General features: G+C 42.7%; 19 protein-coding genes. 14 read left to right on the top strand and 5 right to left on the bottom strand.

All coding sequences use genetic code 11. The features are described from left to right. The first annotated feature begins 97 nt into the window (after positions 1-97). Entirely contained in the window at positions 98-466 is a 369-nt protein-coding gene (locus ACFSTG_RS06455) for a response regulator transcription factor (protein WP_380749864.1), read from the top strand. Positions 467-474: 8 nt separating this feature from the next. On the opposite strand, the gene ACFSTG_RS06450 is transcribed toward ACFSTG_RS06455, so the two are convergent. Continuing rightward, positions 475-1503, bottom strand: coding sequence for a chemotaxis protein CheB (locus ACFSTG_RS06450; RefSeq protein WP_380749861.1), 1029 nt, complete (start codon positions 1501-1503; stop codon positions 475-477). A 483-nt stretch (positions 1504-1986) separates the two neighbouring features. On the opposite strand from ACFSTG_RS06450, the gene nirK reads away from it, so the two are divergent. The 6 genes from nirK to ACFSTG_RS06420 all read left to right on the top strand — a co-directional run bounded on the left by nirK (position 1987) and on the right by ACFSTG_RS06420 (position 8035). Beyond that, the gene (gene nirK, locus ACFSTG_RS06445) at positions 1987-3459 is read left to right on the top strand and encodes a copper-containing nitrite reductase (RefSeq protein ID WP_380749858.1); all 1473 of its coding nucleotides are present in this window, start codon (positions 1987-1989) and stop codon (positions 3457-3459) included. A gap of 19 nt (positions 3460-3478) precedes the next feature. Further along, positions 3479-4261: a formylglycine-generating enzyme family protein gene (locus ACFSTG_RS06440; protein ID WP_380749855.1), complete on the top strand. Its 783-nt coding sequence runs from the start codon at positions 3479-3481 to the stop codon at positions 4259-4261. A 3-nt stretch (positions 4262-4264) separates the two neighbouring features. Then, positions 4265-4888, top strand: coding sequence for an SCO family protein (locus tag ACFSTG_RS06435; RefSeq protein WP_380749852.1), 624 nt, complete (start codon positions 4265-4267; stop codon positions 4886-4888). A gap of 428 nt (positions 4889-5316) precedes the next feature. Next, positions 5317-5907 carry a HupE/UreJ family protein gene (locus ACFSTG_RS06430; RefSeq protein WP_380749849.1) on the top strand — a complete coding sequence of 197 codons (591 nt, stop codon included), beginning with the start codon at positions 5317-5319 and terminating at the stop codon, positions 5905-5907. A 107-nt stretch (positions 5908-6014) separates the two neighbouring features. Continuing rightward, positions 6015-6446 carry a deoxycytidylate deaminase gene (locus ACFSTG_RS06425; protein WP_380749846.1) on the top strand — a complete coding sequence of 144 codons (432 nt, stop codon included), beginning with the start codon at positions 6015-6017 and terminating at the stop codon, positions 6444-6446. Next, positions 6443-8035: a S41 family peptidase gene (locus tag ACFSTG_RS06420; protein WP_380749843.1), complete on the top strand. Its 1593-nt coding sequence runs from the start codon at positions 6443-6445 to the stop codon at positions 8033-8035. Before ACFSTG_RS06425 ends, ACFSTG_RS06420 begins: the two co-directional genes overlap by 4 nt. A gap of 49 nt (positions 8036-8084) precedes the next feature. Here ACFSTG_RS06420 and ACFSTG_RS06415 read toward each other — a convergent pair whose 3' ends face one another. Both ACFSTG_RS06415 and ACFSTG_RS06410 read right to left on the bottom strand, forming a co-directional pair. After that, the gene (locus tag ACFSTG_RS06415; protein WP_380749840.1) at positions 8085-8282 is read right to left on the bottom strand and encodes a hypothetical protein; all 198 of its coding nucleotides are present in this window, start codon (positions 8280-8282) and stop codon (positions 8085-8087) included. Then, positions 8279-8854 carry a MarC family protein gene (locus ACFSTG_RS06410; protein ID WP_380749837.1) on the bottom strand — a complete coding sequence of 192 codons (576 nt, stop codon included), beginning with the start codon at positions 8852-8854 and terminating at the stop codon, positions 8279-8281. Before ACFSTG_RS06410 ends, ACFSTG_RS06415 begins: the two co-directional genes overlap by 4 nt. Positions 8855-8982: 128 nt before the next feature. Between ACFSTG_RS06410 and ACFSTG_RS06405 the strand changes: the two genes are divergently transcribed. The 7 genes from ACFSTG_RS06405 to ACFSTG_RS06375 all read left to right on the top strand — a co-directional run bounded on the left by ACFSTG_RS06405 (position 8983) and on the right by ACFSTG_RS06375 (position 19411). Then, positions 8983-9552: a DUF3109 family protein gene (locus ACFSTG_RS06405; protein ID WP_380749834.1), complete on the top strand. Its 570-nt coding sequence runs from the start codon at positions 8983-8985 to the stop codon at positions 9550-9552. 177 nt (positions 9553-9729) lie between these two features. Continuing rightward, positions 9730-10989: an OmpA family protein gene (locus ACFSTG_RS06400; protein WP_380749831.1), complete on the top strand. Its 1260-nt coding sequence runs from the start codon at positions 9730-9732 to the stop codon at positions 10987-10989. A gap of 391 nt (positions 10990-11380) precedes the next feature. Then, entirely contained in the window at positions 11381-12358 is a 978-nt protein-coding gene (locus tag ACFSTG_RS06395; RefSeq protein WP_380749828.1) for a ribonucleotide-diphosphate reductase subunit beta, read from the top strand. A gap of 126 nt (positions 12359-12484) precedes the next feature. Then, positions 12485-14911, top strand: coding sequence for a ribonucleoside-diphosphate reductase subunit alpha (locus tag ACFSTG_RS06390; RefSeq protein ID WP_380749825.1), 2427 nt, complete (start codon positions 12485-12487; stop codon positions 14909-14911). A gap of 19 nt (positions 14912-14930) precedes the next feature. After that, entirely contained in the window at positions 14931-15086 is a 156-nt protein-coding gene (locus ACFSTG_RS06385; protein WP_380749822.1) for a hypothetical protein, read from the top strand. A 124-nt stretch (positions 15087-15210) separates the two neighbouring features. Next, positions 15211-16551, top strand: a complete 1341-nt coding sequence (locus ACFSTG_RS06380) for a deoxyguanosinetriphosphate triphosphohydrolase (RefSeq protein ID WP_380750810.1) — start codon at positions 15211-15213, stop codon at positions 16549-16551. Between the two features lie 55 nt (positions 16552-16606). Continuing rightward, on the top strand, positions 16607-19411 hold the full coding sequence (locus tag ACFSTG_RS06375) for a T9SS type A sorting domain-containing protein (RefSeq protein WP_380749819.1): 2805 nt from the start codon (positions 16607-16609) through the stop codon (positions 19409-19411). Between the two features lie 34 nt (positions 19412-19445). Here the strand turns inward: ACFSTG_RS06375 and ACFSTG_RS06370 are convergent, their stop codons facing one another. Then, complete coding sequence (locus ACFSTG_RS06370) at positions 19446-20459, bottom strand: DUF3078 domain-containing protein (protein WP_380749816.1); 1014 nt, start codon at positions 20457-20459, stop codon at positions 19446-19448. Between the two features lie 24 nt (positions 20460-20483). Next, a complete protein-coding gene (locus ACFSTG_RS06365) occupies positions 20484-22262 on the bottom strand; it encodes a 1-deoxy-D-xylulose-5-phosphate synthase (protein ID WP_380749813.1) in 1779 nt (592 codons plus the stop codon). Positions 22263-22267 lie beyond the last annotated feature (5 nt).

Below are 22267 nucleotides of genomic sequence, written 5' to 3'. Positions count from 1 at the left end.
ACACCTGATTTCTTATTAAACGGCCTCCACAGCATTACATTACATCACCTTCATCGGGAAATTTTTGATAAGACGATTAAACCAAACTGAAAGTATAATGGCAAAGATTTTATTAGTTGAAGATGATCATAACTTAGGACTTATGATAAGAGACATCCTGGAATTTAAAGGTTATGATATAATTTTATCCAGAAAGCCTGAGAATACTATTAAGGATATCATTGAGAACGATGTAGATTTAATTCTCCTTGATAAACTCATCTATGGAGTTGACGGTACAGATGTTTGTATGAAGATTCGAAACACAAAAGCTACTGCGAACAAACCTGTTCTTATGATGTCTGCACTCCACGAATCACGAACAATTTGTTTAAAAGCAGGGGCTACAGATTTTATTTATAAACCTTTTGAAATGAAAGTGTTTCAGGATAAAGTGCAGGAGCTCCTTGAAAAAACTACTATTTAGTCACTTATTTAGGTAGGCATATCATTCCCGCCCTCATTCTCAGTTGTTTTCAAAATCGCTCTTATACGATCAATATGAACTTGTGACATTTCTGCCCTTTCAAGTGCTGTTTGAGAACCAACACCTTTTTCCCGGGCCAATGTAGTAAGCAGGTTTTTACGCTCCTCGAACATCCGCAGGGCAGTCCACATCGTTTCTTCAATCTTGTTGGTCTGTTCGGCTAAAAGGTAGGCTGCTGTATATGCGTGCCCAATATGGCAACGAAACCGTAAGTCTGTATCCTTTCCTATCTGCCATAAAACACCACCGCAACCCGGACAATTAAAAGGGACCTGGTCGCCCAGTTTATTTACTGATGACAAATCGCTTAATACCCGTTCGGCTATTTTAGCCTCTATTAAAACATCTGCTGGAACAGGTTTACTTTTCAGTAATTTCCGCGGAGAAATTTTGAGAAGGAGTGCCCCCATTTCAGAAATAGGCAGGCAATGATCTACCTTTACGTTATTCAGGGCATTTCGTGGCATATCCGGATACTCGGCTTCATCAGGATCCTGTACAATACATATTCCTCCGCATTTATTAATAGCTTTCATTCCTGCTGTTCCATCATCAAGATAACCGGTGAGCAATATTCCGATGACTCCTGTTCCAAAAGCTACGGCAGCTGACCGAAATAACGGATCAATGGCAGGACGGGACCTGTTTTCATGGGCTCCTTTGGTCACCAGCATTTTCAGATCTCCCCCTATCAACAGGTGATGATCTGAGGGTGCCAGGTACAAATATCCGGGTTTCAGGCTGTTTCCGTTTTTTGCATGTTGACATTTTAGGGTATTTAGCTTATTGAGTTCATCTAAGATCACATTCCCCGTGGCATCAGGAGAAACATGCCTGACAACTAATACGGGAATAGGAAAACCTTTTGGCAGTTGGCTAATTAATTCTTTTAAAGCCTTCAGTCCCCCTGCAGAGGTACCTATGACAACCACCTGAGAATTTTTTTTGGGCCCCTCTGTTTTATTGCCTTTTGTCATCTCTTTTAGTTAGTGAAGGTGAAAGGAAAATCAGGTTTAGCAACCAGGCCAGCCTCGATTTGAGACTAATTTAAGCAATGTTTTACAGGATACCATACGTTTTATTTCGCTTTTAACTAAGCGTTCTTTACCCCAATTGTATTTCCCAAAACGTCTCAATATTAATTATTGACCTATCGCTTCAATTACGGCTTGTCATCATTATTCTTTTTGATGGCCCCCACCATTATATCGGCATCTTTTACGACGAAAACATTATTAGTCCATAGCACTAATTAAGAGAGTGATGGGTAACCGGTCGTTAAATTCGTTTTCACCATTGACAGCGACAATTTCCTTTCTATGTAAGAGCCTTTTTTTTAATGAATTAAATTTTAAAAAAATGTTAATAAAACTTTTAATATTCGTTAATATTTTTATAAATGCACAAATTTTCATAAACTTCAGAGACGATTTTAAAATAATCACTGAACCAACTTACCTATGAAAATTCTTAACTCAGTCAAAAAAACACTTTATTTTTCTTTTATTTCTATCCTGTTATACCCTATATCAGCATGCGAATTCAGGGCGGAAGAAAAAGAACGAAAACCGGCCGAAGAAATCAAGGTTACTCAAACTATGGAAGCCGAACTTACCCGACCTCCGCTGGTTCCCAAACCCACAGCAAAAAGAGCAGCCAAGAAACTTGTGGTAGAAATGGAAGTGATAGAAAAGGAAATGGAAATGACAGATGGGGTCTCCTATATGTACTGGACCTTTGATGGTACAGTACCTGGAAGTTTCATAAGAACCAAGGTGGGAGATGAAGTAGAGTTCCACCTTAAAAATCACCCTGATAGTAAATTGCCTCATAATATTGATCTGCATGCAGTAAACGGGCCCGGAGGAGGAGCAGAATCCTCTTTTGTAGCCCCCGGGCATGAGGTAGTTTTCAATTTCAAGGTTTTGAATCCCGGTCTATACGTCTATCACTGTGCAACTGCCCCGGTAGGAATGCATGTTGCTAATGGGATGTATGGGTTGATCCTGGTTGAGCCAGAAGAAGGTTTACCGCCGGTAGACAAAGAATATTACGTAATGCAGGGGGATTTCTATACTAAAGGAGATTTTGGAGAACCAGGACTGCAACCCTTTGACATGAAAAAAGCCATTGAAGAAGATGCTGATTATGTGGTTTTCAACGGGCGTGTTGGTGCATTGACCGGGGATGGAAAACTTCATGCCGAAGTTGGGGAGACCGTAAGACTTTACGTTGGAAATGGTGGCCCTAACCTTGTTTCTTCCTTTCACGTAATAGGAGAGATCTTTGACAAAGTTTATATGGAAGGCGGGTCTTTATTAAATGAAAACGTACAGACAACATTAATACCTTCCGGCGGAGCCGCTATCGTGGAATTTGAAGTGGAGGTGCCGGGGGAATATATTTTAGTAGATCACTCCATCTTCAGGGCGTTCAACAAGGGAGCTCTGGGTGTCCTTGAAGCTACAGGACCCGAAAATGATTTAGTATTTGCGGGGAAAACCCAGGAAGGAATTTATCTTCCGGAAGGAGGAGAGGTACAGAGTATGCCAATTTCTGAAGAAGAAATTGCCGCATCACAACCCCCTGCAAACCTATCTAAACAAGAAAAGATCGAAATGGGTAAAAATGTATACGGAAGGACCTGTGTCGCCTGTCACCAGACGGCGGGGCAGGGAATACCCAATGCATTTCCTCCACTTGCCAGTGCTGACTACCTGAATGAAGATGTTAATCGTGCGATTGATATCGTGCTTCATGGTTTGACAGGAGAGATCGAAGTCAATGGAGAAACTTATAACAGCGTCATGACCGCCCAAAATATAACAGACAGGGAAGCTGCTGCCGTTCTGACTTATATTTACAACAACTGGGGCAATAATGGAACTGAAGTCACCGAAGAAATGGTGAAGGCCCAAAGAAGATCAAATTAGAAGCAGTACCCGCTTAACAATGAAAATGAGAATACTCGTAAGACTGATATTTTGCATCGGGTTATTTCAATGCCAGGCATATAGCCAGTCTGGTTCAATGGAAGAGATTCGCGGAGGGGAATTCATTCCCCTCTACGGAACCAAAACCGAAATTCCCGTAGGTGATTTTCTCATGGATATATATCCTGTCACTAATTCAGAGTTTTTAAAATTCGTAGAAGAGAATCCCCGGTGGAGAAAGTCAGAGGTCAAACAATTATTTGCCGATGACAATTACCTTCGCAATTGGAAAGATGATTATACTTTAGCCGATAATATGTTACCCAATGCTCCGGTCACTAATGTTTCCTGGTATGCAGCCAAAAATTACTGCGAGTGTCAGGGCAAGAGATTGCCCACTGTAGATGAATGGGAATATGTAGCCATGGCAAGCGAGAGACAGCCCGATGCCCGCACAGAGAAATCCTACAACCAATTCATCTTAAGCTGGTATGAAACTCCAAACACCTATAGTAAACCAATAGGCCAAACTTTCAAAAATTACTGGGGGATCTATGATCTTCATGGCCTTGTTTGGGAATGGACTTCAGATTTTAATTCGGTTATGATAGGAGGGGAATCCCGAAAGGATAGCGCGGGAGACAATAATTTATTTTGCGGAGCTGCCGCTATTGGCGCTACAGATCTTATGAATTACGCTGCATTTATGAGGTATGCCTTCCGCGGAAGTATGAAAGCCAGGTATTCGATCAAGAACCTCGGCTTCCGATGTGTTCAGGATATTGAAAAACAAAATTTATAATTCATGAAAAAGGCGGTTTTTATATTATTTGTTTTATTACTTTTTTCAGCTTGTAATCAGTCTGATAAAAAGCAGGATATGGCAGAAAAAGAAGTCGCTGCGACAGAAAATTCCGCAGAAAACACAGAGCTGCCTGAACTTTCCATCTACCACCTACCGGCAACATGGACCACTCAGAATAACGAGTATATTCAACTTGAAGATCTTCGGGGAAATGTGCTGGTTATGGTAATGATCTATACTTCCTGTAAAGCTGCCTGTCCTCGTTTAATTGCAGATATGCGCAACATTGAAAAACAGGTACCCGGGAAATATCTTGGTAAGACCAAATTTATAATGGTAAGCATTGATCCTGAAACTGACACCCCGCAGCGGCTGGAGGCTTTTGCAAAAGAAAATGAAATGGAAGAAGACCATTGGGTGTTCCTTCGCGGTACGCCAGAAGATACCCGGGAATTTGCGACCGTTCTTGCGGTAAGTTATAAGAAGATCTCCCCCATAGATTTTTCCCACTCCAACATCATAAGCGTTTTTGACGAAGAAGGGGTACTGGTTCACCAGCAGGAAGGATTGGGAGTAGATAACACGGAAACTGTAGAGGCTATTAAAACTGAAATTTCCAATTAAGAAAATTGTGGACCCTATCGAAAAAGATACTTTTAAAACAGCATTTTTACAGCTCCGGTTTCTGTTTGAAAAGAGCAGTAAGCCATAAACCCGCCACCCACTCAAATTCCTGACGATCAGAAAAATAGTTTTCCTGTTTTTTCAAAGTATTCCCTTTGTTATCAAAAAAATTTTTAATTTTAAGCAACCTCCCAATGTTATTCCCCCCGGTTAATTATTCCACCGTTATGAGAGATGACACATTGATCAAGGTTTTACAATTCCTTTTCCTGGTATGCAGTCTGCTTCTGGTAATCTTTATTGTTGCAAGACTTACAGGTTAGTAAAATCCCGGGACTGTAATAAGAGAAGAAAAGTTTCGATCAAGGCTAACCTTTGCTGTTTTTAATAGAAATTGTACTTTCGGAGCTTATCATTTCCCCCTCATTATGTCACAATTCTGGTTGTATTTTAAATTGGGCCTGGAACACGTTCTGGACTGGAATGCCTATGATCATATTCTTTTCCTCATTGTACTGGTAGCCTCTTACAGTTTTCAAAGCTGGAAACGGGTTTTTTGGCTGGTCACTATTTTTACTCTTGGCCACACCGTTTCCCTGTTCCTGTCTGTCTACAAAGTGGTGCAGGTAAACAGCAACTGGGTAGAATTTTTGATCCCCGTCACCATTCTTGTTACCGCTCTTTTTAATATTGTCTATGCTAAGACCAGAGAGAACAAAAATAATGTAGGCGTGCTCTATTTTACCACGGCTTTCTTTGGGATAGTTCACGGGTTGGGTTTTTCCAGCTATTTTAAAATGATCGCTGCAGGGACCGAAAGCAAATTCCTTCCCCTTCTGGAATTCGCCCTGGGTATAGAAGCAGCACAAATCATTGTGGTGTTGAGTGTACTCATACTGGCTTTCCTGCTGCAAAATGTACTAAAGGTAAATCGACGTGATTGGATTTTGATAATTTCTTCTATAGTAATAGGGGTGATCCTGCCCATATTAAGAGAGAATTATCTGGCACTTTTTTAAAAATTAAGGCCACCAAATTGTTTTAACTTTGCACCAGTAATATTTTTGTAAAGTGGAAAGTTTTTTACCACACTTAAAAGCTTTATAAATTGCACGTAATTTATACTATGCAGAAAACCAAGCAAAAAAAGTACGATAAAGCCTATCTCCGGATAGCCAGGGAATGGAGTAAACTTTCCCACTGCAAGCGCAAACAGGTTGGCGCACTTATTGTGAAAGATAGAATGATAATTTCCGACGGATATAATGGAACCCCTACAGGATTCGAAAATCCGTGTGAGGATGAAGAAGGATATACCAAATGGTATGTACTGCATGCCGAGGCCAATGCCATACTTAAGGTAGCGGGGTCAACGCAATCTTGTGAGGGAGCAACTTTATATATTACCATGTCCCCCTGCAAGGAATGCAGCAAATTAATACATCAGGCCGGCATTAAAAGGCTGGTGTATAATATAGATTATAAGGACAACGCCGGACTCAAATTTTTAAAAAAAGCCGGGGTTGAACTTCAACAAATTGATCATCTGGACGATTGAAAGGTTATTCGAAAAAATACTTGCCACTGCTATTGGGATTAGCCTGTGCTCTTGGAGTACTCTTAGGTGCAGCCCTTGATTTTTCTAATTACACCTCTTCCTCCCTGCTTTCTACCAATAAAAAGAAAGAGAAACTAGCCAGGCTTATTGATTATATAGAATATGAATATGTTGACGAGGTGAACATGGACAGTATTGTGGATGTCACCGTTAATGGTATTCTAACAGACCTTGATCCACATTCCGTATATATTCCGCAAGCAGAATACGCCAACCTCAGCGAAAGCATGAAAGGTGATTTTGTAGGTATTGGGGTAAGTTTTTACAATGTAAATGATACCATTGCTGTTATACAAACCCTTGAGGGAGGCCCCAGTGAAAAAGTAGGGATCCAGGGTGGCGACAGAATATTATATGCCAATGGCCAGCCGCTGTTCAATAAGCAAATAAGCAATGATTCTATCACCGAACATCTCAAAGGGGAAGAAAACACAAAAGTTGTTCTGAAAATATACCGTAAGGGGGTACCCGAGCTACTTGAATTCAATGTTAATCGTGGAAAGGTTCCTCTTAAAAGTGTGGATGCCGCTTACATGCTAACTGATGAGCTTGGATATATTAAGATCAACAGGTTCGCTGAATCAACTTACAAGGAATTTCGGGAAAAACTTATTCTGCTGAAGAAACAGGGAGCCAAACAGATCGCACTTGATTTGAGGGATAACCCGGGAGGTTATCTTGCTGAAGCCACCCAGATCGTGGATGAATTCCTGGATGATAATAAACTTATCCTGCTTACGAAGAATAAAAAAGGGGCTATTGAAAAGACTTTTTCCACAAAAGACGGGATATTTGAAAAAGGGGAATTATACGTTTTGATCAATGAGAATTCGGCTTCAGCCAGTGAAATAGTAGCGGGAGCCCTGCAGGACAATGATAAAGGCACTATTGTAGGACGCAGGTCTTATGGGAAAGGTTTGGTGCAAAGGGAAATGGCCCTTGGTGACGGTAGTGCAGTGAGGCTTACCATAGCCCGGTATTACACTCCTACAGGTAGATCTATTCAGAAGCCCTACGATCACGGAAATGAGGAATATTTCAAGGATTACTTGAATCGTTATAAGAATGGAGAATTAGTGAACGCTGATAATATCAGTGTGGACGACTCTCTCAAATATACTACTCCGGGTGGAAGGACCGTGTATGGCGGCGGAGGTATTATTCCCGATATCTTTGTGCCGAAGGATACCAACTTTGAAAAAGAAAGCCTTAACCTAATGCTGCGCATGGGATATATGGACCGCTTTATTTTTGAAACCCTTGAAAATAACAGAAGTTACTATAACAGTCTCAGTTTTGAAGATTTCCGTAACACCGCAATAGTTGACGAAAGTATCCTTCAGCAGTTCAGAGAATTCACCAGAAGGGAAAATTTCCAGATAAAAGTATCACAATACAAACCTGTTCTTAAGAGGTACTTAAAAGCCACAATGGCTCAACAACTTTTTGGAAGCAATGCTTTTGAACAGATCGTGAATGAGGAAGATCCAATGATAGAGAAGGTGATCGAACTTTCAAAAGAAAAGTGATCAGGGATTCTGTAAAAAGACACTTCACCCGGTTTGCCTGAAATAAAAATTATTCCCCGGCTTTTTCAGAAATAGCCCGCGACATTAGCAAAATTACCATCAACACTACCACGCAACTGGCTGCAAGAATCCCAATTAATGCAGTCGCGCTTTCACCTGCCATTACATTCTCAAGATCAAGAAAGGTAAAGTTGTATATAATAAGCCCGCTGGCGAGGGCAATAAGTACGTAAATAAAGATTTTCATATAAATAAGCTCTTGATGTTGGTGGCGAACAGTTTGACTGCTATAGCCAGCAGGATGACGCCAAAGATTTTACGGACCACATTTATCCCCTGTTTACCAAGAAAATTCTCGATCTTCCCGGAAGATTTAAGGACTATGTAGACAAAAATAATATTAATAATAATGGCTGCAATGATATTAACAGTCTCGTATTCCGCTCTTAAAGAAAGTATGGAGGTCATAGTCCCTGCTCCCGCTATTAGAGGAAATGCAAGTGGTACTACGGCAGCAGTTTCGGGAGCTTCATCTTTATAAAGCGTGATCCCCAGGATCATTTCCAGGGCCAGGAAGAACAGAATAAGGGAACCTGCAACAGCAAACGAATTCACATCGATCCCAATGAGATTCAGGATCTCTTTTCCCACGAAGAGGAAAGCGATCATAAGTATCCCGGCAACCACGGTAGCTTTTTCACTTTGAATATGACCCACCTTCTTCCGTAGATCGATAATTATAGGAATACTCCCTATGATATCAATTACGGCAAAAAGGATCATACTGGCCGTAGCTATTTCCCTAAAATCCAGTTTCATGACGATCTGCTTAGTGAGGCTGCAAAAGTACAGGGAAAATCGAGAAGAAAATTCTTTTGAATAGAAAAATTTAACTTAAATGAATGTCCGGAGTTTAAATTCACGTCTTTAAAAAGTATCTTTGCCGCATGTTTCAATTAGGAAAGACCATTGTAAGTGAAGAGGTCCTGGAAAAGGACTTTGTGTGTAACCTTTCGGCCTGCAAAGGGGCCTGCTGTATCGCAGGTGATGCTGGTGCCCCTCTGGAAGAGGAGGAGACGCACATTCTTGAGGAGATCTATCCTAAGGTCAAACCTTTCCTGCGCGAAAAAGGCATCAAGGCCATTGAGGAGCAGGGAACTTCTGTGATTGGAGCTGACGGAGAATACGAGACCCCGCTTATCAACGGAGCCGACTGCGCCTATGTGACCTTTGATAAAAAAGGAACGGCCCTCTGCGGAATTGAAGAAGCCTACAACCAGGGGGAAATAACCTGGAAAAAGCCCGTTTCATGTCATCTTTATCCGGTACGCGTGCAGGATTATTCTGAATTCTCTGCCGTAAACTATCATCATTGGTACATCTGCGATGATGCCTGTACCCTGGGGAAAGAGCTGCAGGTTCCGGTATATAAATTCGTAAAAGATGCCCTTATAAGGAAGTTTGGCGAAGACTGGTATGCCGAACTCGAAAAAGTGGCAGAAAAAATAACGAAGTAGCTCACTTTCAATAACATATACGTTAAAATATCTCCCGTCCACATAATAAATTAAAGTTTTTCTCTAACTTTATGCAATTAAATTTCATCCAAAAAAGTATTGGATGATCGAACCCCCACTCCCCTTTTCCCCTGTCGCCATTAGTGCCCTAACACAACGCTATTAATACGGGAAATCATGAAACATTTATTCTATCTTTTAATGGCTCTCTGCATGTGTTTTTCAACTTCCGCAGAAGCTCAGATCTTAAAAAAGATCTCCAAGAAAGCAGAAAAAGCTGCTGAAAAAGCGGTCTTAAAAAAAACTGATCAAAAGGTTACGAAAGAGACCAATAAGGCCTTGGATACCCTTTTTAATGAAAAGGGGCAGCCCGTCTCAACAGAAACAAACCCCAGCCCGTCTAATGAAAAATCAACGACCCCTGCTGGAACTCCGGATGGCAAAAAAGTAAAACCCTGGTCGAAATATAATTTTGTGCCCGGTGATGAAATCATCTTTGAAGATGACCTCATACGGGAAGAAAACGGCGAATTTCCCTCCAGGTGGGACCTGCTGAAAGGAAGTGCAGAAAATGCATCCCTGGAAGGCAAACCAGTGATCCTTTTCGAAAAAAATGCGATCATAGCACCTTTGATGAAAGAATCCAAATACCTTCCTGATGTGTTTACCATTGAATTTGATGCATATTTCAATGATAATTATACCAGCTGGCAGCAGTATAACCTTCGGTTTTATCCTGGCCCAAATGGTTCTGCCAAGATAGATGGGGATATACTACACCCTTTACAGATAAGGTCTAACGGCGCTAACATTCAGGTCATAAAAGGACCGAACAGAGAAAATAAGACCTATAATAACTTTGGAGCAGGACGAGATGAGGGCTTGCCCGGTTGGAAGCATGTTGCGATCTCCTATAACCAACGTGCCTTAAAAGTATTTATCGATGAAGACCGCATCCTGAACATCCCGAATATTGAACTGTATCCTGAGATGGTAAGTATCGAAGCGTATACACATCAAGATGAGAATCAAGTAAGAGCGATACGAAATGTAAGGATAGCCAAAGGAGGAAAGGACCTTTACGACCGGGTTATGAAAGAAGGTAAATTCGTTACCCGCGGGATCTTGTTCGATACTAACCAGGCAAGCCTGAAACCTGAATCGATGGGAGTGCTTAATGAAATTGCAAAAATGATGAAAGAACATCCCGAAATGAAGTTCAGTATTGAAGGCCATACAGACAGTGACGGGGATAATCAATACAACCTGCAACTTAGTGAACAAAGAGCCCAGGCAGTCAAGGAAGCTCTCGCAGAACTGGGTATAGATGCAGCGAGAATGCAAACCAAAGGTCTGGGAGAAACCGTTCCCGTTTCAGACAATAAGAGTCCCGAAGGTAAGGCCAATAATCGCAGAGTGGAATTTGTGAAATTATAATTCTGATCTTCTGTATTACCCAATGGCACCTTAATACAGGATTATTCAGATTTTTTGAAAGAACCGGTTATCTTTAACCGGCTCTTTCTTTACCCCGGAATTGATTTCTTTAAGGCTTGATTCTTTTCCCGGGATTTTTCCCACTTTGTTGGCTCTAAAAATTCTTCTTGTGCCTCACGTCATTCCAATTGTTCATTTTCCTGTTCTTAATTTTATTAACAGGTTATAACTTACTACAACCCAATACCTTAAAGTCACAGATTAACACAACGTCAATAACAATGGGCTCATGCCGTGTTGAAAACTTTGTTGAAAAGCTTTCTGCTGCTGCTGCCATATATCTGCCTGATTTTCCAATATTTGTTATAACGACCAAACCAACTAAAAATAAATGAGCCAGTTAGAACCTATTTTGCAGGAAAATAAAGACAGATTTGTGATCTTCCCCATTAAACATCACGACATCTGGGACTGGTACAAAAAAATGGAAGCAAGCTTCTGGACTGCAGAAGAAATTGACCTGCACCAGGACCTTACTGACTGGCAGCAAAAGCTGACTTCAGATGAACGTTATTTCATCAAGCATATCCTCGCTTTTTTTGCGGCTTCAGACGGGATAGTAAATGAGAACCTGGCTGAAAATTTTGTAAATGAGGTACAGTATTCAGAAGCAAAATTCTTTTATGGTTTTCAGATCATGATGGAGAACATCCATTCTGAAACCTACTCCCTGTTAATTGACACTTACGTAAAGGACGAAAAGGAAAAAAACAAGCTCTTCAAGGCTATTGAATTTTTTCCTGCCATTCAGAAAAAAGCGAAGTGGGCTTTAAAATGGATAGAATCTGATTCTTTTGCTGAAAGACTTATTGCTTTTGCTGCCGTTGAAGGGATCTTCTTTTCGGGAGCTTTCTGCTCGATCTTCTGGCTGAAGAAACGCGGATTGATGCCCGGACTTACTTTTTCGAATGAACTAATTTCCAGAGATGAAGGCGTGCACTGCGACTTCGCTGTTCACCTGCACAACAACCACCTGGTAAACAAAGTATCAAAAGAGCGAATTAGGGAGATCATTGTCGACGCACTGAATATTGAACGGGAGTTTATTACAGAATCACTTCCCGTGAGCCTTATTGGTATGAATTCAAAATTAATGACCCAATACCTGGAGTTTGTGGCTGACCGTTTGCTGGTGGAACTTGAATGCGAGAAAGAATACGGTACGGCTAATCCCTTTGACTTTATGGATATGATCAACCTGCAGGGGAAAACAAATTTCTTCGAGAAGCGGGTTGGAGAATATCAGAAGGCCGGCGTGATGAATAAAGATAAAGAATCTGATAAGATCAGTTTCGACGCAGATTTCTAGAAGACCATATAAACAATGCCGCGTCCCCCAGCGTGGTGTTGTTTTTTCAAGATAATTATGAGTGAAATTTCCTGCGCCTAAACGGCCGCTGGGATACTATTGCAAAAATCTTATACCTGATAATCCATGTTTGTAGAAAAAAGGGATGGCCGCAAAGAGCCAATCATGTTTGACAAAATAACGGCAAGGATCAGAAAATTGTGCTACGGGCTCAATGAACTGGTTGATCCTGTAAAAGTGGCCATGAGGGTTATTGAAGGCCTGTATGACGGAGTCACCACAAGCGAACTGGATAACCTGGCGGCAGAGATCGCAGCCACCATGACCACAGCTCATCCAGATTATGCAAAACTTGCAGCCCGCATCTCTGTTTCCAACTTACATAAAAACACCAAAAAGACCTTTTCTGAGGTGATGACAGACTTATATGAGTATGTCAATCCCCGCACCGGTGAGAAAGCCCCCCTTCTTGCCGATGATGTTTACAAAGTGATCCAGGAAAATAGTGAAAGGCTGGATTCGACCATTATTTACAACAGGGATTTCCAGTATGACTACTTCGGATTCAAGACCCTGGAAAGATCCTATCTTTTAAAACTGAACGGAAAGATCGCCGAACGCCCTCAACACATGCTGATGCGCGTTTCCGTAGGAATTCACCATGATGATCTTGACGCAGCCATAGAAACCTATGAGCTGATGTCTAAAAAATACTTTACCCATGCCACCCCTACACTTTTTAATTCAGGTACGCCAAAACCCCAGATGTCTTCCTGTTTTCTTTTAACCATGCAGGATGACAGCATTGACGGGATCTACGATACCTTAAAGCAAACTGCAAAGATCAGCCAATCTGCCGGTGGAATTGGTTTGTCTATTCATAACGTGCGGGCAACCGGATCTTATATCTCCGGAACGAACGGAACTTCAAACGGGATCGTCCCCATGCTGCGGGTGTTCAACGACACGGCAAGATATGTTGACCAGGGCGGCGGAAAGAGGAAAGGTTCATTTGCTATTTACGTAGAACCATGGCATGCAGATATCTTTGATTTCCTGGACCTGAAAAAGAACCACGGAAAAGAAGAAATGCGGGCGCGTGACCTTTTCTACGCCATGTGGATCCCAGACCTGTTCATGAAACGTGTGGAAGAAGACTCCAACTGGACTTTAATGTGTCCTCATGAATGCCCGGATCTTTATAATAGACACGGGGAAGAATTTGAAACCCTTTACCTTCAGTACGAGACAAAAAACAAAGGAAGGAGAACCATTAAAGCCCGTGAACTTTGGGAGAAGATCCTGGAATCGCAGATAGAAACCGGTACACCTTACATGCTTTATAAAGACTCGGCTAACCGAAAATCAAATCAGCAGAACCTGGGTACCATAAGATCTTCAAACCTTTGTACCGAAATACTTGAATACACCAGCGAAGATGAAGTAGCCGTTTGTAACCTGGCTTCCATTGCCCTGCCCATGTTCATTAAAGGAAAGGAGTTTGATCACAAAGAACTCTTCAGAATCACCAAACAGGTGACCCGAAACCTGAACAAGGTTATTGACCGCAACTTCTATCCTGTAAAAGAAGCTGAGAATTCGAATTTCAGGCACCGCCCTGTTGGGCTTGGAATCCAGGGACTGGCAGATACTTTTATCAAACTGAGAATGCCGTTTACCAGTGATGAAGCAAAGAAGTTAAACCAGGAGATCTTTGAAACCCTTTATTTTGCAGCGGTTTCAGCATCTATGGAAATGGCCAAAGAGGAAGGACCTTATTCTTCCTATGTAGGCTCCCCAATGAGCAAAGGGCAATTCCAATTCAACCTTTGGGGTCTGAATGATGACGACCTAAGCGGTAGGTGGGATTGGGCTAAACTGAGAAAACAGGTGCTAAAGAACGGGGTAAGGAATTCCCTTTTGGTTGCTCCCATGCCCACGGCTTCCACTTCACAAATTCTTGGGAATAATGAAGCGTTTGAACCCTACACCTCGAACATCTATACCCGCAGGGTACTTTCAGGGGAATTTATCGTGGTCAACAAGCACCTGCTGGAAGACCTGGTGGAACGCAATCTTTGGAACGACGAGGTCAAAAATGCCATTTTGCGAGCCAATGGTTCTGTTCAGAATATCGATATAATTCCGCAGGACCTTAAAGAACTATACAAGACCGTTTGGGAACTGAGCATGAAAGATATTATAGACATGTCACGCCACCGCGGTTATTTTATTGACCAGTCACAGTCCCTTAACCTGTTCATGGAAAACGCGAATTACAGTAAGCTTACGTCCATGCATTTTTACGCCTGGAAAAGCGGACTTAAAACCGGAATGTATTACCTGCGAACCAAAAGTGCCGTAGATGCCATAAAATTCACCCTTTCCAAAGAAGAAAAGGTACAGGAGCCCATGGAAAAGGCGACTGAAATACCAAAAACCACCCCTTTGCCCATTGCAGAGGGAACTTCCATGTCTCCCGAGGAACTTCGCGCTCTTATAGTTCAGTCTAAGGAAGCCGAGGGGGACGATTGTTTAATGTGCGGATCTTAATATAAACCTAAAACCATCAATGACACCAGAAACATTATTATCAGAAGTAGAAGAACAAACAATTTCAGATCTTGTCAGTGAACCCGGCCAGATCTACATTACCACAGGAAAAACCTGTGAAGATCACTACCTTGGAATGGAGGAAGAATTCCAGTATTTCATAGTAAATTCCTGAAATAGAATTTTCAGTGATCACTGCCGACAGCCAACAAAAAGGGAAGTTCTAAAAGTTAACTTCCCTTTTTTGTTATTTTTGGAGCAGATGAAATGATCCATCTGTTAAACTGCATTTTAAAATGATGAACTGGGAACAGCTCCTTTCCCTTCGAAAGGGAGGAGATACAAATAAAAGATTAAGACAGGAGCAGAATGAAACCCGCCTGGGGTTTGAGGTTGATTATGACAGGATCATATTCTCTTCGGCCTTCAGGAGCCTGCAGGATAAAACCCAGGTCATCCCCCTTTCCAAAACAGATTTTGTTCATACCCGCCTCACCCACAGCCTGGAAGTATCTGTAGTAGGACGCTCCCTTGGAAGGCTGGCCGGTCAAAAGATCCTCGATAAACATCCCCACCTTCGGAATATTCACGGTTATCAAATGAATGATTTTGGGGCCATTGTAGCCGCCGCTGCTTTGGCACATGATATTGGAAATCCTCCTTTCGGGCATTCCGGAGAGAAAGCAATAGGAGAATACTTCAGCAACGGGAATGGAAAAAGGTTTAAGGATCACCTCACTCCTGAAGAATATCAGGACCTGGTAAAATTTGAAGGGAATGCCAACGGTTTTAAGATCCTTACTGAAGACAGGCCGGGAATACCCGGAGGGGTTCGTCTCTCCTATGCTACTTTGGGTGCCTTTATAAAGTATCCCAAGGAATCCCTTCCGCATAAACCCACGAATAAGATAGCAGATAAAAAATTCGGCGTCTTCCAGTCTGAAAAAGCATTTTTCCAGGAAGTAGCAGATGAATTAGGACTAATGCCCACGGGAACAGGAAAGAACATTAGTTATTGCCGTCATCCTCTGGCTTTCCTGGTGGAAGCTGCAGATGATATTTGTTACACCATCATAGATTTTGAAGATGGGATAAACCTGGGGCTTATTCAGGAAGAATATGCACTGGAGTATCTAATCAAGCTGGTGAAGGATTCCATAAACACCAAAAAATATCATAATCTACAAACCCGGGCAGACCGGGTGAGTTACCTGAGGGCTCTTGCTATCAACACGCTGCTTACAGAGGCAGTTGAGATCTTTCTGGCAAATGAAGAAGCCATCTTAAAAGGGGAATTCCACCATGCCTTGTTCGACAAAAGCAAATACGAGGCTCAAATAAGTGATATTATAAAGATAAGTATTGACAAGATCTACCAGAGCGACGAGGTCATTGGAAAAGAAATAGCCGGGTACCAGATGCTTTCTCACCTGCTGGATACCTATACCCAGGCTTTATTGCCGGCTGAAGGAATTTCAAGCAATTACCACAAACTGGTGTTGAAAATGATCCCGAATGCAGAGGAATATGACCAACTTTCAACCTATGGGAAACTTATCAAGATTTGCAGCTATATCTCCTCACTTACAGACAGTAATATTGTAGCTTCTTTCAAAAAATTCAAGGGTCTTAAAATTTAATTTTTCGTATTTTGCCACGATAGCTGTCCCATTTTGATAGCGATATATCCCTTTAATGAATAGAAAATTATCTTTTATACTTCCGGTGCTGGTTTTTATGGCACTTTTTTGCTATTTCCAGATTTCGGATGGTATCCCTGATGAAAACATTTCAGATATACAGGAAAAGCATTCAGAATTTCTAAAAAAAGCTGCTCCTAAGAAAGATGCAGGATTTACCAGGCTGGAGAAGATCCAGAAAGGAATTCCTCCTAATGCCTATTATGAGCTCATGAATTATTTGACGATGAATCCGGCATTGGGTTATCCTGAACCCTATAAGCTTAAGGCCCTGCAGGAGCGCCTGAATCTTCTTCGGAAAAAAAGAAATAATTATAAAGCTCCCGGGGAGACTGAAAATAATAGGTGGGTGTCACGCGGTCCCAATAATGTGGGAGGCCGCACAAGGGTGTTACTGTTTGACCCGGCAGATCCCTCCGGGAAAAGAGTTTTTGCAGGTGCCATAAGTGGCGGCCTCTGGATCAATGATGATATTACACGGGAGACCTCTCCCTGGAAACAGGTGGCTGGGCTTCCGGCCAATCTCAACGTTTCCTGCCTTACTGTTGACCCCCGTGATCCAAAAATATGGTACGCCGGCACCGGTGAGCAGTATACAGGAGGAGATGTGGTAGGAACAGGGGTGTACAAATCTGTGAACGGGGGCCTGAACTGGGAAAAGGTACTTGATGTACAGCAGTTCTCCACAGGAGGATCAGGTCAAAATGCCCTGATAGTAGGAGGCGTGTATTATATCAATGATATTGAAGCCTGGGATAACGGCACCTCTACAGAGGTCTTCATTGGCGTTTCCACTCATTTGTACGCCAATGCAAAAAATCCGGGGAACTATCTGGGTTATCTCGACAAGGGTTTATACGGAAGTAAAGACGGAGGTGCTACCTGGAATAATTACATTGAAGAACTCTCCTTCAACGACTTTGAAACTGATGCCGCCGGAAATCTCTGGGTGGCTACAACTTATTCCCCCGGGGAAAGCGGTTCCCGCGGCGGAAGAATTTATAAAAGAGAAAAGGGAGAGGATACCGATTTCAGATTTGTGACCACAGTTCCCGATGTGACCAGGACCGAGATCGAAGCCTCATCACAGGATCCACAAAAATTCTATGTAGTGGCAGAAGATTATACTACTGAAGAAGCCGAAATGTGGGTTACCACAAACGCTTTTGAAACCCTCGAGCCCCTGAATGAGCCAAAGGATGCAGATAATGATATTTCCGCTTCAGATTTTGCCCGGGATCAGGCTTTTTATAACCTCATGATAGAATCTGATCCCAGCAATGATGCCATTGTGTATGTGGGGGGAATAAACCTCTTTAGAAGTACAGACAGCGGGAATACCTGGAAACAAATTTCCAGGTGGACAAATCTTAATGCAGGTCTTGACAAACTGCCGGTTTCTATAGTGCATGCAGACCATCACGTGATGAAATTTCGGCCGGGTAACAGCAACCAGGCGGTCTTTGGACATGATGGCGGAGTGTCTTTTGCCCGGGATCTAAGCTCAGCGGCTGCCTCAAAAGTTTTCATAACCCCGCAGGAGAATTATATTACTACCCAGTTCTACTCGGTTGCCGTAGCTCCGGGCTCATTTGCAACCGGAGATTATTTTCTTGGTGGAACCCAGGATAACGGAACACAGCTCCACGAGAACAGCAAACGGGCTTCTGTGGGAATACTGGGGGGAGATGGCGCCCATTCTTTTTTCGACCAGGTGGATACAGATTACCTGGTAGCCAACCTTGTCTACAACGACCTCATCGTACTTTTTGACTACAGTGACCGGGAATGGAAAATAATTGCCGATAATGAAGACCAGGATGGCTTTTTCATAAATCCGCAGGCGCTTGATTCAAACCTGGATTTGTTATTTTCCAATGGTCCTGAAGGTAAACTGTACCGGTATGAGAACCTTACCAGTTTAAAACCGGGAAGAATAGGTGAGGGTATTATTGCTGATCGCAAAACCTTGAGCAATTCCCTCTTAAATACATCAATTAGTTCCCTGAGTGTCTCTCCCTATACCAAAGAGAGTAGTACTGTACTGGTGGGTCTTACCAATGGCAGACTCTTAAAAATAGAGAAGGCTCACGGGGAACCGGGAGCTGCCGTTTGGAAAAACATATCAGGATCTCAATTCCTGGGAAGCATATCAGATATCGAGTTCGGGAGCAGTGAAGCAGAGATCTTTGTTACTTTCTATAACTACGGAGTTAAGAGCATCTGGTACACCTCGAACGGAAAAGATGAAAGACCGGTGTGGGTAAATAAAGAAGGTGACTTGCCAGACCTACCGGTACTCAGCATTTTACCCAATCCTTTGAACACCCAGGAGGTGATCTTAGGTACAGAACTCGGAATATGGGTGTGCAATAATTTCCGGAATGACCAGCCAAAGTGGATACAGGCATACAATGGAATGAGTGACGTCAAGGTCACCGATCTTGACCTGAAAAAAGGGAACAATGTTGTTTATGCCGCTTCCTATGGCCGTGGGATCTTCTCAGGCCAATTCACCACTTCAGTTATAGAAGAAGAAGAAACAGGTTCAGAAAATGATGAAGTCGTCGTCTTTCCTACTATTTCAGATCAGAAATTCGGTATTTTAAGCCTTTATGAGCCCGGGCCTGCAGAGGTTCTGGTCTTTGACCATCGTGGAAGACTGGTGCAGATGAGTAAGGTTGAACTAAGCCTTAACCTTCCCGTTGAGATAGATCTGGCAAAAGAAGCTTCAGGAATCTATTTTTTGAAAGTAGAATCCTCCAGCATCTCACATATTCAAAAGATCGTAAAGAAGTAACTCCCAGATCTGATTCTTCCGAATTTCAGTTTAACTAAAACTCATATACCACCCCTACTCCCAGTAACTGCTTGAACTGAATTCTTGGGCCGGTGGTTTCAAGGGTACCGTCGCCGTCGAGGTCCTTCTTGAATTTTACGTCATCATCATATTTAAGGTGGGAACCCACATTGGCCTGCACATACTCATTCACCTTAAGTTTCACGTTAAGCTCCCAGTCAACATCAATATTTCCGAATTTGTTCAGGTAATCTGAGTACAGCCGCAACTGATTGTTCAATCCTATATTATCAAAGATCTCTTTACTGAACCCGCTGCTAATGAGGAAACCAAACTCGGTTCGTACCTTCTCCCCTTCCTGGATGATATTTCCCTCCTCATCCTTAATGGCCGGAGTTACCCCGAACATACCTTCATTTGCCAGCTGCTGATCGAGGACGAAAGTTGATTTCTCTGTCACCGGTGACACGTAAACGGTAAGGTCTTCTGTAGGGGAAGAATATTCGGTACCGACACCTATAAAAGCGTACCCCGGAGCCATGAACTTGGAGATCGGGTTATCTGTATTCGGGTATCTGTACCCGTAGGTAAACTGGGTATTAAAGTTGAATTTTGCAGAGTAATAGAAATTGGAAACCGAATCCCGGCGGTATCCAAAATTGGAATTGAGCTCCAGGTTGTCTTCAGTCTTTCTTATTTCCCGACCTTCCTGGGCATTTAGTCCATATTTTACTGAAAGTGTAGAATTCCAGTTTAGCAACTGTTTTTTGTATTTCCTTCCGAAGAAAGCGTGCATCAAAGCAGAAATGGAGTTGTTCCCCCCTGAATTCCAGTTGACAAAAGCCACTTCATTCATGTTCACCCCGGCCTTATTCGTGTTTTTCCAGTATTTGATCTTTTCCCTGATAACAGTGGTGGTATCGGCAGCTACGGTGTCAACCGCTGTGGTATCCACCACAATGGTATCTGCTATGATCGTATCCCTTACTTTACCAAAAGAATGGATTGAAAAAAATAGTAAGAGGAGGGCAGGGAGGTATTTCAACATGTTCTTATTCTGAAAAATTCTGTGTTAATCCAGCTGAGAAGTAAGGCAACTTACTATACTCTCAACGCTTAAATTTGCGATTTCTTGTAATTCTTCCACTTTTCCGTGGTCAATAAATTGATCGGGGATCCCAAGGACTTCAATGGGAACAAAAAACCCGTTCTTTTGAGCGAACTCAACCACCGCAGAACCGAAGCCGCCGGCGATCACCCCATCTTCAATGGTGATGATCTTTTTGTATTTTTTAAAGATCACATGAAGAAGCTCTTCATCAAGAGGTTTTGCGAACCTCATATCATAATGGCCAATCCTGCTATCTTTTGAAAGCTCCCTAATAGCTTTATGAACATTTATCCCTATTGACCCCAGGCTTAAAACGGCAATTTCTGATCCTTCTTTGAGGCACTTCGCTTTTCCGAATTCAAGGGTTTCAAACGGAAGTTGCCACTCTTTCCTGGAGCCTCTCCCCCTTGGATATCTTATAACCACAGGGTGAGCAGGTACATCCTGTTGGACGGTGAACATCATATTCCGAAGTTCTACTTCATCCAGGGGGGCAAAAATGATCATATTTGGGATACACCTAAGGTAAGCAATGTCAAAAATTCCATGATGTGTAGCTCCATCTTCCCCCACCAAACCTGCACGGTCCAGGCAGAAGATCACGGGTAAATTTTGAAGGGCCACATCGTGGATCACCTGGTCATATGCCCGTTGAAGGAAAGTGGAATAAATGGCGCAAAAAACGGTAAAACCCCGGGTAGCCATTCCGGCGGCCAGCGTTACGGCATGCTGCTCGGCAATTCCCACGTCAAAAGCCCTTTCCGGAAAGGCATCCATCATATATTTAAGGGAACTTCCCGTGGGCATGGCCGGAGTGATCCCAATGATATTTTCATTCTTCTCTGCAAGTTCCACAAGGGTAAGGCCAAAAACGTCCTGAAATTTCAGGGATAGATCTTTGGTCTCATAAGGTAAAAGTTCTCCCGTATCAGGGATAAATTTTCCCGGAGCGTGATATTTTACCTGGTCTTCTTCTGCTTTTTTCAAACCCTTACCCTTTCGGGTGATCACGTGTAGGAACTTTGGTCCTTTGATTTTTTTAAGAGCTTCAAAAGCTTTTAAAAGCCCTTCCAGGTCATGCCCGTCTACCGGACCATAATATTTGAAATTTAAGGCTTCAATAATATTAGCCTGCCTTGGCCTGTACCCAACCCGTGCTTTGGTAAGGTAATTTTTAAGAGCGCCCACGCTGGGATCGATCCCTATAGCATTATCATTCAGTACGATCAAAAGGTTTGCTTTGGTCACCCCGGCGTGATTAAGGCCTTCAAAGGCCATTCCGCTGGCGATAGAAGCATCTCCCACCACGGCTATATGCTGCTTTTCGGTTTCTCCTTTCAAGTTGGAGGCGATCGCCATTCCCAGAGCCGCAGAAATAGCCGTGGAAGAATGGCCTACTCCAAAAGTGTCGTATTCGCTTTCGCTTCTCTTCGGAAACCCGCTAATGCCATGAAGCTGCCGGTTGGTGTGAAAAACGTCCCTTCTTCCCGTGAGGATCTTATGTCCGTAGGCCTGATGGCCCACATCCCACACCAGCAGATCTTTGGGCGTGTTGAAAACATAATGCAGGGCGATAGTCAGTTCTACCACCCCCAAACTGGCGCCCAAATGGCCTTCTTTGGTGGCGACGATCTCAATGATGAACCGGCGCAATTCCGCAGCCAACTGTGTCAGTTTTTCCGCGGGAAGCTGCCTCAGGTCAACGGGGGAATTAATGGAATTTAGAATACTTTCGGCCATGAATC

The sequence above is a fragment of the Salinimicrobium flavum genome (assembly GCF_042684505.1).
Taxonomy (GTDB): Bacteria; Bacteroidota; Bacteroidia; order Flavobacteriales; family Flavobacteriaceae; genus Salinimicrobium; species Salinimicrobium flavum.
Note: the sequence above shows the minus strand (reverse complement) of the source record. Positions and strands in the feature narration are given on the sequence as shown.